The 14,001-nt window shown below is 25.0% G+C and carries 13 protein-coding genes; 10 read left to right on the plus strand and 3 right to left on the minus strand.

Annotated elements, in window-relative coordinates; translation table 11 throughout:
- The first annotated feature begins 277 nt into the window (after positions 1-277).
- The 5 genes from MBCUR_RS00280 (at position 278) to MBCUR_RS10185 (ending at position 4,283) form a co-directional block, all read left to right on the plus strand.
- A complete protein-coding gene (locus MBCUR_RS00280) occupies positions 278-715 on the plus strand; it encodes an NfeD family protein (protein WP_067088755.1) in 438 nt (145 codons plus the stop codon).
- Positions 716-883: 168 nt separating this feature from the next.
- Positions 884-1,867, plus strand: coding sequence for an SPFH domain-containing protein (locus MBCUR_RS00285; protein WP_067088757.1), 984 nt, complete (start codon positions 884-886; stop codon positions 1,865-1,867).
- 68 nt (positions 1,868-1,935) lie between these two features.
- A complete protein-coding gene (locus tag MBCUR_RS00290; RefSeq protein WP_067088759.1) occupies positions 1,936-2,190 on the plus strand; it encodes a TfoX/Sxy family DNA transformation protein in 255 nt (84 codons plus the stop codon).
- A 579-nt stretch (positions 2,191-2,769) separates the two neighbouring features.
- Complete coding sequence (locus tag MBCUR_RS00295; protein ID WP_067088830.1) at positions 2,770-4,029, plus strand: ATP-binding protein; 1,260 nt, start codon at positions 2,770-2,772, stop codon at positions 4,027-4,029.
- A 101-nt stretch (positions 4,030-4,130) separates the two neighbouring features.
- Positions 4,131-4,283, plus strand: coding sequence for a hypothetical protein (locus MBCUR_RS10185; protein ID WP_157077466.1), 153 nt, complete (start codon positions 4,131-4,133; stop codon positions 4,281-4,283).
- A 441-nt stretch (positions 4,284-4,724) separates the two neighbouring features.
- On the opposite strand, the gene MBCUR_RS00300 is transcribed toward MBCUR_RS10185, so the two are convergent.
- Positions 4,725-5,399: a class I SAM-dependent methyltransferase gene (locus tag MBCUR_RS00300; protein WP_067088762.1), complete on the minus strand. Its 675-nt coding sequence runs from the start codon at positions 5,397-5,399 to the stop codon at positions 4,725-4,727.
- 324 nt (positions 5,400-5,723) lie between these two features.
- Here MBCUR_RS00300 and MBCUR_RS00305 point away from each other — a divergent pair, with 324 nt between their 5' ends.
- Entirely contained in the window at positions 5,724-6,086 is a 363-nt protein-coding gene (locus tag MBCUR_RS00305) for a DUF5518 domain-containing protein (protein WP_067088765.1), read from the plus strand.
- A gap of 143 nt (positions 6,087-6,229) precedes the next feature.
- Positions 6,230-6,661 (plus strand): hypothetical protein, encoded by a 432-nt coding sequence (locus tag MBCUR_RS00310; RefSeq protein ID WP_067088767.1) that lies wholly within the window; start codon positions 6,230-6,232, stop codon positions 6,659-6,661.
- 186 nt (positions 6,662-6,847) lie between these two features.
- On the opposite strand, the gene twy1 is transcribed toward MBCUR_RS00310, so the two are convergent.
- A complete protein-coding gene (twy1, locus tag MBCUR_RS00315; protein ID WP_067088770.1) occupies positions 6,848-7,762 on the minus strand; it encodes a 4-demethylwyosine synthase TYW1 in 915 nt (304 codons plus the stop codon).
- A 1,531-nt stretch (positions 7,763-9,293) separates the two neighbouring features.
- On the opposite strand from twy1, the gene MBCUR_RS10760 reads away from it, so the two are divergent.
- The 3 genes from MBCUR_RS10760 to MBCUR_RS00330 all read left to right on the plus strand — a co-directional run bounded on the left by MBCUR_RS10760 (position 9,294) and on the right by MBCUR_RS00330 (position 13,209).
- The gene (locus MBCUR_RS10760) at positions 9,294-10,592 is read left to right on the plus strand and encodes a transglutaminase domain-containing protein (RefSeq protein WP_067088773.1); all 1,299 of its coding nucleotides are present in this window, start codon (positions 9,294-9,296) and stop codon (positions 10,590-10,592) included.
- Positions 10,593-11,179: 587 nt separating this feature from the next.
- Positions 11,180-11,848, plus strand: coding sequence for a triose-phosphate isomerase (gene tpiA, locus MBCUR_RS00325; protein ID WP_067088832.1), 669 nt, complete (start codon positions 11,180-11,182; stop codon positions 11,846-11,848).
- A 146-nt stretch (positions 11,849-11,994) separates the two neighbouring features.
- Positions 11,995-13,209: a phosphoglycerate kinase gene (locus tag MBCUR_RS00330; RefSeq protein ID WP_067088775.1), complete on the plus strand. Its 1,215-nt coding sequence runs from the start codon at positions 11,995-11,997 to the stop codon at positions 13,207-13,209.
- 138 nt (positions 13,210-13,347) lie between these two features.
- Here the strand turns inward: MBCUR_RS00330 and thiE are convergent, their stop codons facing one another.
- Entirely contained in the window at positions 13,348-13,974 is a 627-nt protein-coding gene (thiE, locus tag MBCUR_RS00335; RefSeq protein ID WP_067088778.1) for a thiamine phosphate synthase, read from the minus strand.
- Positions 13,975-14,001: the final 27 nt, after the last annotated feature.

A 14,001-nucleotide genomic window follows, 5' to 3' on the forward strand; every position in this document is an offset into this window, starting at 1 on the left:
GTTAAGTTGAATTAAAAACAGTTTAAAAAATAATAAAATTAAGTGTTTAAAAATAACTATTTTTAGTAAATAGCTATTAATACTAGTTAAAATAGAATTTTATTAAATATTTATATTTATTTTTATAATATTATTTATTATAATTCTATAGATATAATTTTAAGTCAACTAACAAAATTTAGAAACTTAGATTTTTGAATTGTTGCACAACCTTTTAATAAATTTATTTTATTGAGTTTATTAATTTATTATATAAATGGATAAATGAGGAATTTAAATGGAAATTTCATTTTTTAGTTTACAATTTTGGTTAGTTTTAGCTGTGGTATGTGTTTTATTTGAATTGATTACATTAACATTCTTTTTACTTTCAATAGCTATTGGTTCAGCTGTAGCTGCTTTAGTAAACTATTTAGGTTTTGACCCTTATACTCAAATATTAGTTTTTGCCATAGTTACAGTTGTATGTATAATTTTATCAAGATCATTTGCTAAAAAACTGTCTAAAAGTGCTCCAAATAAAAAAGCTAATTCAGACAGGTTGATTGGTCTTGAAGCTATTGTTAGTGAAGCTATTGAGGAAGATAAAATGGGTACTGTTGATTTAGTAGGAGATAAATGGAAAGCAATAGCTGATGAAGATATTGCTATTGGGGAAAAAGTCATTGTTAAAGACATTCAAGGTGTAAAGTTAATTGTTGAAAGAAATGTTTAAAATTTATTTTTCATAAAATAATATAAACTATTTTTTTTAATTTTTATATTTTTTAATTAATTTTTATATTTTTTAATTAGTTTTTATCTTTTTTAATTAGTTTTTTATCTTTTTTATTAATATATTTTTGATCAAACTTTTTTTTAAAAAGTTTGTGGGAGTGAAATTATGGATTTTTTTGTGCTTTTAATAATATTTATTATTATTGTAGTTATTGCTGCTAAAGCTGTAAAAATATTAAGGCCTTATGAAAAGGCTGTTGTTGAGAGATTAGGAAAGTATCAGCGAACTGTTGAAAGTGGTTTAACTGTTGTAATTCCATTTATTGAACATCTTAGGAGAGTTGACCTTCGTGAGCAAGTTGTGGATGTTCCTCCACAAGAGGTTATTACAAAAGATAACACTGTTGTAATTGTTGATTGTGTAATCTTTTACGAAGTTGTAGATCCTTTTAATGCAGTTTACAATGTTGTTAATTTTTATCAAGCTATTACAAAGCTTGCTCAAACAAACTTAAGGAATATTGTAGGGGACTTAGAGCTTGATGAGACTTTAACGTCAAGAGAAATGATTAACACTCATTTAAGAGAAGTTCTTGATGAAGCCACTGATAAATGGGGAACCCGTGTTGTTAGGGTTGAAATTCAAAGAATTGAGCCTCCAAAGGATATTGTAGATGCAATGAGTAAACAAATGAAAGCTGAAAGGATGAAAAGGGCATCTATATTAGAAGCAGAAGGTTACAAACAGTCTGAAATTAAAAGAGCTGAAGGTGACAAACAGGCAGCTATTCTTGAATCAGAAGGTCAAGCTGAAGCTATTAAAAAAGTAGCAGAGGCTAATAAATACCAAGAAATAGCTATTGCAGAAGGAGAAGCCCAAGCAAATTTAACAGTGTACAATTCAATTCATCAAGGTAATCCTACTAATGAGTTAATAGCTATTAAATATTTAGAATCTCTTGAAAAAATAGCTGATGGTAATTCAACAAAGATTTTCCTTCCAGCTGAAATGTCTAATATTTTAGGCTCAGTTGGAGCTATTGCAGAACTATTTAATGATAAGGATGCCAATAAAAAATCAAAACCTAAAGAAGCTAATAATGTAAAAATTCCTGTAGTTCCAACACCTAAATTAGATTCTGAGGAATAAAATCAAATATTTTAAAGCTTTGATAAATATTTTTAGAAAATTTTTTTTAGAAAATCTGGGGTTTATATATGGGTGAATTAATAAAATTAGTTAACATTGGAAAAGTTTTAGAAAAGCAATTAAATGAAATAGGTATTGAAACATTGGGGGATCTAGAAGAAATTGGTTCAAAAGAAGCTTGGAGTTCTATAAAAAAAATAGACGAAAGTGCTTGTTATAATAGGCTTTGTGGTTTAGAAGGAGCTTTACAAGGTATCAGATGGTTTAACTTATCTAAAGAGGATAAAAAAAATTTAAAGGATTTTTATTTATTAAATAAATAAACAAAAATCATCTTTATGATATTACTTAATTTTAATGAGAATAGATTTGTTTTTGAATAAATAGAGAAAAAATCATCTTATGATCTTGGGATTTTATGGGGTTTTGTAAAAATTTCTGATGGTAAGATCCCAGTAAATTTACACTCTCAAGATCATTAGATAAATCAAATCATTTTACACAAATTTTCATTAAAATAATATTGGATAAAATAGCAAAGACTTTAACAGCCTCAGTGAATACATGAGAGACAATCCTATAATTTGTACATCTAAGAAAGCAGAACAAGAATACAGCAAAACCAAAATCAAAAAAATACAAAAAAATAGAAGAAGCGCTAGAATATTAGCAATAAGATGACAAAACAATTAATATAAGAAAAAAATCCACAGTTTTTTATAACATCATTTCTTCGAAATATTTATATGTTGTAAAATTGAAATCTAAAAAATGTAAAGTAAAATATCTAAAAAATGTAAAGTAAAATATCTAAAAAGTGTAAAGTAAAATGTCTAAAAAGTGTAAAGTAAAATGTCTAAAAAGTGTAAAGTAAAATGTCTAAAAAGTGTAAAATGGGAAGTATGTTGTACATAAAAAGAATATCGGACAAAGAGCTTAAAAGAAAATTAGATTCTTCTGGGGCAGTGCTTATACGAGGTCCTAAAGCATGTGGTAAAACAGAATCAGCGAAACAATTATCAAATAGTATTTTAAATGTTGATCAAGATGAACAAGTGTCTTTATTAATGGAAAATGCACCATATCGTCTGTTATATGGTAAAACTCCTAGATTAATTGATGAATGGCAAGAACAGCCAAAACTTTGGAATTATATACGCCATGAAGTAGATAATCGAGTTCGTCCAGCACAATTTATCTTGACTGGTTCGGCGAATCCTGAAGAAAGTATAAAGATGCACTCTGGAGCAGGACGATTTACTACACTTGATATGAGAACAATGTCATGGCAGGAATTAGGTTTTTCATCTGGAAAAATCAGTATGAAAAGCTTGTTCAAGGGTTCTAAAAGCAATATTGATGTTCTAGACAAAGCAGTAAATTTGGAATTTATTATTGAAAAAATAATCATTGGTGGATTTCCTGGATTATTGGGCAAAAAGCTAAGTCAAGCTAGCTACTTGAATCGAGGATACATTGATTTGCTAAGTGAAGTAGACATGGGTAGAATCTCTAATGTAAAGCGTGATCCTGTAAAAATACAAAATTTGTTATGTTCTATTGCTCGAAATACTGCAACTATAGTAAATATTAAAACTTTAGAGTCAGACATTCGAAAAAAAGAAAATAATTCTCTTTCACGTCCTAGTATTTATGAATATATTGATGCATTGAAACGTTTGATGATTATTGAAGAACAACCAGCATGGAATACACATATTCGGTCCTCGGCATCATTACGTAAAAGGTCAAAATACCATTTCACAGACGTTTCCCTCTCAGTTGCAGCTATTGGTGCTGATTTTGACTCTTTACTAAATGACCTTAATTTTGTAGGATTTTTATTTGAATCATTGGTAACGCATGATCTTAGAGTTTATGCACAGGCAAATGATGCAAAGGTTTATTATTATCAAGACTCTTATGGTTTAGAGGTAGATGCCATTGTGCAAAAATATAATGGGGATTGGATTGCTTTTGAAATAAAGCTTGGCACTGGACAAATTGAAGAAGCAGCTAGAAATCTTCATAAATTTGCTTTAAACTTAGACAAAACAAAAGTTAAACCACCAAAATCACTAAATATAATTACAGGGACAGGAATAAGCTATACTCGTTCTGATGGGATTAATGTCATTTCTTTAGCTTCATTAGGTGTTTAATTTTCTTAAAAAAAGATTTATTTTAAATATATCAAAATTTTCAAATAGATGTTATTTATTATTTAATTAAAACATTATAACGAATATATGATAGCGAGATTATGATAAGAACCTATAAGGAATATTGTAAAAGTGGAAATGTGCTTCATAGTGCCAATACCACAAAAAAGGAGAAGAATAGGCTTTTAAAAGAAAGAATGAAATTTGTTAATAATAATAATAATAATAATAATAATCTATGTTTCGTAGGATGAAAAATGAAAAATGAAAAAAGAAGCAGTTTATGAGATATGATTAATCCAGATGGGTCTGTTTTTGTTTATAATTCTTATGAAAATGATAATAGCAAATAAGTGTCTTCCATGTTTATTTTAATATTTTTTATCTCGTGCTAATGCTTGTAATTGGCTACTGGATTTTTTTAATAAATAAAGCATGAAAAAAGAATGATTTAAAATATAAATGTCATTACTTTAATAAATTTTTTTCTTTTTTTAAAAAAAAAGCACAAATTTAATTTTTAAAATATAATTGGGGCTTGCACAGCCCATAAAATGAAATAATTTAATGTTTATTTTTTAATTTAAATCACTTAAAATAGTATTAAGTTGGTGTCATTGATAGATTACTATATTTTTTAATTACATTTATGCAATTCTTATACAATATAATACTAATACAACATATGTTATTTTTTATTTTTCCCCACCAAAGACTCCTTGAGCATAATATTTCCATACAACATCTATGCTTTTAAAACCCACTTCTTCAAGCCATTGCAATTGTTCATATAATTTTGATGGAATATCATTATCATCTGCTATTTTATCTATTTCTTCAATTTTTTCATTTCCATAATTTTTTCTAAGATTATTTACAAATGCATCATGATAAACTTTTTGCAAGTGATTTGTAGGAGCCTCTACTCTATCATTGTTGTAAAAGATTCCTCCTTTATTTAAAATATTATAAATTCGTTTATACAGTGTTTTTTTATCATTGTCATTAATATGATGAATAGCTAATGATGATAGCACAGCATCATAACCTTCTTCAAATTCAAAGTTTAAAAAATCACCAACGAAGAATTCTATTCCTTTGTAATTTTTAAGTTTTTCTTTAGCTATTTCAATCATTTTAGGGGATAAATCAAGACAAGTTACAGTTGAATTTGGAAATAATTCTTTTAAATTTTTTGTAACAACTCCAGTTCCACATCCAAGGTCTAAAATTTTAATTTCTTTATTTTCATCAAATGGAATTGTATTTATTAATGCCTCAATTGATGCTTGATAATGAGGGATTAATTTAACAAATTCTTCATCATACTCATCTGCTACTTCTTCAAATCTTTTTTTAACATTTCTCATTTTATCACTTGAGATTAATTTTAATTTAATATTTTTATAAATTCAATTATTTTCTATTTAATTGTTTTTCATTAAATTATTTTTTTATTTTTCATTTTCTTAGATTAAATAATAAATTATAAATACATTATTTAGAATAAGTTTATATATATTATATTAGTTATTATTCATTTAGTTATTATTCATTTAGTTATTATTCATTTAGTTATTATTCATTTAATATTTATTTAATTTTTATATATGTTATTTATTTTATTTAGTTTTTTATTTATTTTTTTTATCTATTAACATTAAATTAATATATAAATGTAGGGGAGTGGTTACATGGTTAAATGGGGTCCAGTTATTTTAGGTTTTGTTTTAGCAGTTTTTGTTAAAATGATTACACCATCATCAGGTGGATATGAGTTTGTTGCTTTATTGATTGTTGGAGCTATTGTAGGTTATTTATCCCATGATGGAGTTTTAGGTGGTTTTATTAATGGAGGAATTGCTGGTGGATTAGGTGGAATTATTATTGGTCTTTTAGTAATGTTTATAGGAATTTTAGGAATTTTTATATCTGAACCTTTTGGTTTAACTATTAGTGGAATTGGTTTTGTTCTAATCATAGTTTCTTTCATTACCTATGGGTTGACAATGGCTATTGGAGGAGCTGTTGGTGGAATGATATCAGATAAAAAATAGATTTTTTTTTTTTAATTTGTATGTTTATATTTATATTCATTTTTTTATATAGATTGTTTAATTTATTAGTAATTTATTAATAATTTTTTACTCTTTTATTTTGTTGTATATTTTAATTGTTTTATTTATTTTGAGGTTGTTTTATGAGTATAAATGATATTTTCATAGATTTAAATGAAATTTGGAAAGACATTGTAAAAGGTTTATTGATTTTTATTATTTTTTTAATTGTGGCAATAGATGTTTTGCCTGATTGGAGTTATATTCCTGGATTCATTGCAGCTATTGGATTATTATATGTGGGATATAAATCAAATAATTCTATTCAAGCTGCTGTTTTAGCAATGCTTTCATCTATTCCTGGATTTTTTGTATTGTATACAACTAACAGTCCTGATTTTCAAATAAATCAAGAGTCTATCCAAATACAAGCATTAGTATTAATTAGTTTATTATTAATTGGTTTAATTTGTGGTTTTTTAGGATATATTTTTAGAAAAAGAAGTGATGCAGCATTAGCTGAAGAAGCAAAAAAACAAGAAAATCAAACTAAACCAAGTAAAAAAGATAGATAATTTCTTTTTCTTTTCTTTTTCGTTGTTGCGTGTGTTTTATTTTTTAATTTTTAATCTTTATTTTTTAGTCTTTATTTTTTATTTTTTTAATCTTTATTTTTTTTATTTTCTACATTTTTTTATTGTTCTTTTTATCACTTCTTTTCTTATTATTCTTATTAGCTTTATTTTGTACTGGTTTATTGTTTATTTTAAAAGAACTACTCTACTAACTTCAGAGTCATTAATTATTTCTCTATTTGTTAAATCAGCTATTTTTTGTGAAAAATTAATTATTTCTTGATGTTCTGGCATATTATCTAAGGTTAATCGTTTTCTTGAGTATCCAACACACATATATGCCTTTATTTCGACATAAGTTGGGTCTGCTTTATTTACTAGCTTAGCATATCCTTTTGGATCGTTCATGTTTTCTCCTTTAACACATGTTGTTCTAATACATGTTTTGGAGTTAAAGCTTTTAAGATACTCAAGTGTATTATTTAATTTATCCCATGCTCCACTTATTTGAGGTTTGCATAAATTTTTATATGTTTTTTCATCTGGAGCATCTAATGAAACATAAAGTTGTGTAGGCTCATTTTCAAGCTTTCTTAATTTTTCATCTAAAAGTCCGTTTGTCACTAAAAATGTTGTAAAATCTCTTCTTTTAAATTCTGACATTAAAGAATCTATTTCAGGATACAACATAGGTTCTCCTGCCAAAGAAATAGCTGCATTGTTAGGTGTTTTACTTTCTTCTAATTTTTTCTTGTCTGCTTTGTCATTGCCAAAAAACCCACATAACAAGTTATTGTGAAGAGCTATTGAATCTTCAATTATTGTTTTTGGATCATCATATTCTCCATCCCATTTGGTCTCAGTATGTGAAAGGTCTCTCCAACAAAATGAGCATTTTTGATAGCAAAATGGAATAGCTGGTGACATTTGTAAACATCTATGGCTTTCAATTCCATAAAATTTTTGCTTATAACATTCGCCTTGATTTAATATACTTTTTTTAGTCCAATGACAGATTTTACACCCTGCATGACCATTTACTCCTGCAAATCTATATCCACTATACTCTAATTTTTTCTGTTCATCTAAGTTTAATGTCATATTATCATTTGTATTTTTTTTATAGATTTAATATTAATTTTTTTCTTAATTTTTTTCATGTATTTTGTAAACATTTAAGTTAGGTATTATTATTAAATATAGTGGTAATTGTATTTAATATTATAATTAATATGGATATATTTATAATGTCTTTTTTAAAATTTATTTTAATTTTGATTAATAAGTTTAATTTAGTTTTTTAAACATTTAATTTTTAAATGAATTTTTATAAAGTCATTTTCATTTAATTTTTTAAATTTTTTAAATTTTCTACTTTTTTATAAATTATTATATTTTTTTATAAACTTTTATAAATTCTTATAAATTTTTATAAATTCTTATAAATTCTTATAATTTTTTTATAAATTGTATAAATCATTATAAATTCTTATTTTCCTTATTTTCTTTTTTTAGATATTAATTTCATCTTTTTTAATGATTTAACTATGAAGTTATCTTTTAATTTTTTTTTAAGATTTTTATAATTGTTTTTATGTTTTCAGCAATTTAAAACATTCTTAAAGTAAATTCATAAAATGGATTTTATATGAAATTTTATTCTAATAATCCTTGATTACTTGTTTTTTCTTTATTTGCCTTTTATAAGGGATATATAGAATTATATGATTAAAAGTATAACTTATTGTTTTTCATTAGATTAAGATTATTTCATGTTAATTTTATTGAATTTTAGCTTGATTTTCTGAAATTAACATAATTTGTTCTTTTTTTATCAAATTTATAGTATTATAACCTTTCTTTTTTTTTAATTTTTTTAATTTTTTATTCTGCTTTTTTATCTTGTTTATTTTTTTTAAAAAAATTTTTAATATTTGAAAAAATATGAATTTTTAAGTTCAATTTAATCGTATTTTTTAATTTAATCTTCTATTTAATCAATTTTAGCCATTTATTTTCTTTAAAATCGAGTTTATTAAATATTGATTATTAGAGCTTTTTTATAAAAAATCTAAGTTTTTAGACCTTATTGAAACTTAAAAAGCTTATCATATACCTTTTTGTTTTCATTTTAACTAATTATTCAATTACCTTTAATCAATCTTTTTTTGGCTAAAAAACCTCTATTTGGTCTTTTTTTAATTTTTTTTTCAAAACCTTTATATATGAAGTTTCAAAGAATATAGTAAAAGATTTGCTACATCTTGAAAAATAAGAAATTTATTATTTTATTATTTTCGAAGATATTTTTTTATTTTATTTTCAAGAAATTTTTGAGATTTGTAAAATATTAATATTATAAGACTTTTCATATAAGTTTTCATAATAAGTTTTTATAATATTTTTTTATACCATACAATCTAATAATTTTATTGTCATTTTTTCTATATTTTATTATTTTTTAAAATATCCCTTTTTTGCAATGCCTCAAAAATTTTTTAGTAATTTTTCCATAATTTAATATCTTCTACAAATGAACGAAATGATTTTTGTGATTTCTGCATTTGTATTATTTTTTCTTCTTGTAGCATGAGGTGATACAATTAGTCGATTCTTTAAGATCGTGCTTTTATTGACTATTGCAATAATAGCTACAGTCTCCCTTTCTGGGGGAGTTTTTGCAGCAGATGCTGCTCAATATCATATTGATAATCAAACTTTTTCTGACTATTCTAAATACATTAAAGCCCTTTATAATTATAAAGGGAATTCAAAAGAGGTTATATCTAAAAAACAGCATATAATTTCTCTATATAATTATAAAGGAAGCTCAAAAGCAGTTTTAAAAGAAAAAGATCAGTTACTTCCTGTAATTTATAAAATTTGGCCTAAATTAGAACCAAAATCTACACCTACTAATAATCCAAATTCAAATGCTAAAAAGTACAATGCTACAAAGATAGTTAATGGAAATGGATACAAAGATATTTCTATAGATGGAAAGAAATATACTAATTTAAAATCTTTTGTTAATGCTATTAATTTAACTAAAAACACAACCAAAAGCATAAAAGATTTAAGAACAGATTTAATTTCTCTTTACACTTCAAAAAGTACTAATAAAGACATTAAAAAAGCCCATAATGCAATAGTTAAAGCTTATAATGAAATTGTTGCAGATAATAAAGCAAAATCTCAAAAAAATAATTCTAAGGTTTTAGGAGTGAATATTTCTGCTAAGCAATCAGTGAGTATTAATTATTATAATTCTACGGATGTTGTAAACAAAAATGGTTTTAAAAATATTTCTATTAATGGAAAAAAATATAAAACTCTAAAAGAGTTTATTGCAAATATTCTTAATTATTCTAGTTCTGATAAGGCAATTAAAGAATTAAAAGAAGACTTAGTTGATCTTTATAATTCTAAAAGTAAAGATGAAGAAATATTGGTGGCTCATAACACCATTGTAAAGATCATTAAAGAAATTAACACCGATGAAAAAATTGCAAAAAAAGCTGCTGAAGAAGCAGAAAAGAAAAAACTAGAAGAACTTGCTAAAAAATATAAAATTCCAGTTTCTCTTGCTTCCATTTCAGGCACAGCAGGTTTAACTACTTTAATGAAGTATATAAATAAAAATTTAAATCATTACTCTGGTGGTCCTTCTACTGCTGATGGTGTGACTAAAGCTAAAGGTGGAGATTGCTGGGGATTAGCTGCTTGGGCTTCTCGTGTTTTAAAAGCCAATGGCTATGATGGTAGAGTAGTTTCTGGTGCTTCATCTGCTTCATCTAACCACAGATGGGTTCAAGTTAAACTTGATGGTAAATATGTTAATTTTGAATCATCATTGGTTACAAAAAAATATGGAAGTAAATTTTACACAAGAACATGTGCTACTGTTAATAAAGTAATTTCTTATTTCTAATTGATTTTTAAGATTTTATTTTCTTTTTTTTTTATTTATTTCATTTTTTATTTATTTTTTTAATTATTTCATTTTTTAATTATTTCATTTTTTACTTCTTATTTTTTTTTAATTTCTTTTTTTTAGTTATTTTTTTCAACTTTTTTTATTAATTAATTAGTTTTTATTGCTATAGAGCAATTTTGATATGTTTTTTGATAGTATACTTTTGAATATGTCCCTCTTTCTCTATTTCTTTTATGATTTTGCTAATTTAAGATTTTTTAACATAATTTCATGAAAATTAGAAAAATATTTTTTATATTCTCTAAATAAATTAAAATTTCAATGAATTTTGTATATTTTCTTTTAAGTTGACAGAACCCTGTTTTTTTTTAAAAAAAATTTATATAATACTATAAATATAAATAAATATAACTAAATTAAATATAATTAAATAAAATATAGTTAAATAAAATATAATTAAATTAAATATAATTAAATAAAATATAATTAAATAAAATATAATTAAATAAAATATAATTAAATAAAAATGATTTTTTTTAATTATAATAATTTTTCTTTTAAGGAGATGTATAATGTCTAAAATTAAAACTCCCATTGTTATATTAAATTTTAAAACTTATTTGGAATCTAGTGGCAGTAAAGCTCTTAATTTAGCAAAAGCATTGGAAAGTGTCAGTGATGAAACTGGAATTTCAATGATTGCAGCGGTTCAAACTGTTGATATCAATAGAATTGTGGAAGAAACAAATATTCCTATTTTGGCACAAAGCATTGATGCTATTAGTCCTGGAGGACATACTGGATCAAACTTAATAGAAAATTTCATTGAAAATGGGATTTCTGGAACTTTAATAAATCATTCTGAAAATAGATTAACATTGGCAGACATTGATGTGATTGTTAAATCTACAAATGAAAAAAACTTGCTTTCTGTTGTATGCACTAATAATGTAAGTACAAGCATGGCTGCAGCGGTTTTAAACCCTTCCTTTGTCGCTGTAGAGCCACCTGAGCTAATAGGTTCTGGAATTTCAGTTTCACAAGCAGAACCAGAGGTTGTTGAGGGCACAGTTTTAAATGTTAGCAATGCAAATAAAGATGTTAAGGTTTTATGTGGGGCAGGAATTTCTACTGGTGATGATATGAAAGCAGCTCTGGATTTAGGTGCTGAAGGAGTTTTGCTGGCTTCAGGAATAATTTTAGCTGAAAATCCTAAAACTGCATTGTTAGATTTAGTAAGTAAGATATAATTTTATTAGTTTAAAAATATTTATTTTTTTTACTCATTATTTACTTTTCATTATTTATTTTTCATTATTTTTTATTCATTATTTATTTTTCTCCATTTATTTCAACAAGCAAATTTATCTAAATAATTTTACAACCTGGGATGAAAATGGCTGATTTTAATACAATTGATGATTTTGATGTAGAAAATAAAACAGTTCTTCTTAGAATAGATATTAATTCTCCAGTTGACCCTAATGGGGGATTTATATTAGATGATACTAGGATGAAATTACATTCTCCTACCATTAAAGAACTTTCAGAAAAAGGGGCTAAAGTTGTAATTTTAACACATCAAAGTAGACCAGGTAAAAATGATTTTATATCTTTAAAGGAACATGCTAAGGTTTTGTCTAAAAATTTGAATATTGATGTTTTATATATTGATTCTATTTTTTCTAATGAAGCTATTAATAAAATAAAAAATTTAAACTCTGGAGAAATATTATTATTGGAAAATGTAAGGTTTTTTTCAGAAGAATCATTAAATGGCTCAGTGGATAAACAATCTAAGACATTACTGATTCGTAAATTATCTCCATACATTGATATTTTTATTAATGATGCTTTTGCTACTGCTCACCGATCACAACCTTCATTAGTTGGTTTTACTAAGGTTTTACCATCTGGAGCAGGTAGATTAATGGAAAAAGAACTTACTGTTGTTGAAAACTCATTTAAAAATGTTGAAAGACCTTGTGTTTATGTATTGGGTGGAATGAAAGCAGATGATTCCATTGAAGTAATTGAAAATGTTTTAAAAAATGAATCTGCTGATTACATTTTAACTACAGGAATTGTTGCAAATATATTTCTTTTAGGTGCTGGTGTGGATATAGGTAAAGTTAATAAAGATTTTATTAAAGAAAGAGGATATTATAATTTAGTTGAAAAAGCTAGATATCTACTTAAAACATATAAAAAGAATATTATTTATCCTAAAGATTTAGCAATTGAAGATAATGGTAAAAGAGTGGATGTTTCAATTGATAAGATACCAAATAAGTATATTTTTGACATTGGTGTTGAAACTATTAAAGAATATGCGAAATTTATTAGAAATGCGAAAACAATATTTGCTAATGGGCCAGCAGGAGTTTTTGAAAATTCAGAATTTGCAATAGGAACCGAAGATATTTTAAATACAATAGCTAACTCTCAAGGATTCTCTATTATTGGTGGTGGACACATTGCAGCTGCAACAAATGCTATGGGTTATGATATGCACATGAACCATATTAGCAGTGGTGGTGGGGCATGTATTACCCTTTTAGGAGGTAAAAAATTAGCAGCTGTTGAAGCTCTTAAAAATGCTAAGAAGTAGGTTTTTTTTATAATTTTTTTATCTTTTTCCATTTCTTTTATTTCTTTCTATTTTTATATTTTTATATTTTTTTCAATTTTTCTATTTCTTTTAAGCTTCTCTTTATGCTTTTTTTTAATATTTTCACAAATTTGGCTATTAAAATGTTTTAAATGTTCTTAACAATTTTTGCACTGTTTTTTTTGGATTTTTACTATTCATAATTGCTGAAACAAAACATAATCCTTTTATTTTTGTATCTTTTAGTTGATGTATATTATTTTCATTTAATCCTCCAATCGCTACTACAGGAATATTAACAGAGTCTACGATATTTTTTAATTCGTTAATACTTGCTTTTTTAGCATCTTTTTTAGTTTTACTTGGAAAAATGGCTCCTGTTCCAATATAATCTGCACCATCTTTTTCTGCTTTTATTGATTCATTAATATTTGATGCAGAAATGCCTAATATTTTTTCATCACCAATTAATTTCCTAGCTATTTTTGGTTCCATATCATTTTGACCAATGTGAACTCCATCTGCATTAATGGCTAATGCAATATCAATTCTATCATTTACAATTAATTTAATGTTATGCTTATCTGTGATTTCTTTTAATTTGTTTGCTAATTCATAAAATTTCTTTGAAGATTTCTTTTTTTCCCTTATTTGGACTGTTGTCACTCCACCATTAATGGCTTCTTCAACAATCTTTAAATATTCTTCATCAGTTTTATTATCACTATTTGTAATAAGATACAATGATAAATCGATTTTATTCATTTTGATCACTTATATAACATAATATCA

The sequence above is a fragment of the Methanobrevibacter curvatus genome, assembly GCF_001639295.1.
GTDB lineage: Archaea > Methanobacteriota > Methanobacteria > Methanobacteriales > Methanobacteriaceae > Methanoflexus > Methanoflexus curvatus.

Bases quoted from the DNA above. Each gene is read 5' to 3' on its own strand.
- MBCUR_RS00285 (WP_067088757.1), top strand. From the start codon at position 884: ATGGATTTTTTTGTGCTTTTAATAATATTTATTATTATTGTAGTTATT.
- thiE (WP_067088778.1), bottom strand. From the start codon at position 13,974: ATGAATAAAATCGATTTATCATTGTATCTTATTACAAATAGTGATAAT.
- MBCUR_RS00310 (WP_067088767.1), top strand. From the start codon at position 6,230: ATGAGTATAAATGATATTTTCATAGATTTAAATGAAATTTGGAAAGAC.
- MBCUR_RS00305 (WP_067088765.1), top strand. From the start codon at position 5,724: ATGGTTAAATGGGGTCCAGTTATTTTAGGTTTTGTTTTAGCAGTTTTT.
- MBCUR_RS10185 (WP_157077466.1), top strand. From the start codon at position 4,131: ATGATAAGAACCTATAAGGAATATTGTAAAAGTGGAAATGTGCTTCAT.
- MBCUR_RS00295 (WP_067088830.1), top strand. From the start codon at position 2,770: ATGTTGTACATAAAAAGAATATCGGACAAAGAGCTTAAAAGAAAATTA.
- MBCUR_RS00330 (WP_067088775.1), top strand. From the start codon at position 11,995: ATGGCTGATTTTAATACAATTGATGATTTTGATGTAGAAAATAAAACA.
- MBCUR_RS00300 (WP_067088762.1), bottom strand. From the start codon at position 5,399: ATGAGAAATGTTAAAAAAAGATTTGAAGAAGTAGCAGATGAGTATGAT.
- twy1 (WP_067088770.1), bottom strand. From the start codon at position 7,762: ATGACATTAAACTTAGATGAACAGAAAAAATTAGAGTATAGTGGATAT.
- MBCUR_RS00280 (WP_067088755.1), top strand. From the start codon at position 278: ATGGAAATTTCATTTTTTAGTTTACAATTTTGGTTAGTTTTAGCTGTG.
- MBCUR_RS00290 (WP_067088759.1), top strand. From the start codon at position 1,936: ATGGGTGAATTAATAAAATTAGTTAACATTGGAAAAGTTTTAGAAAAG.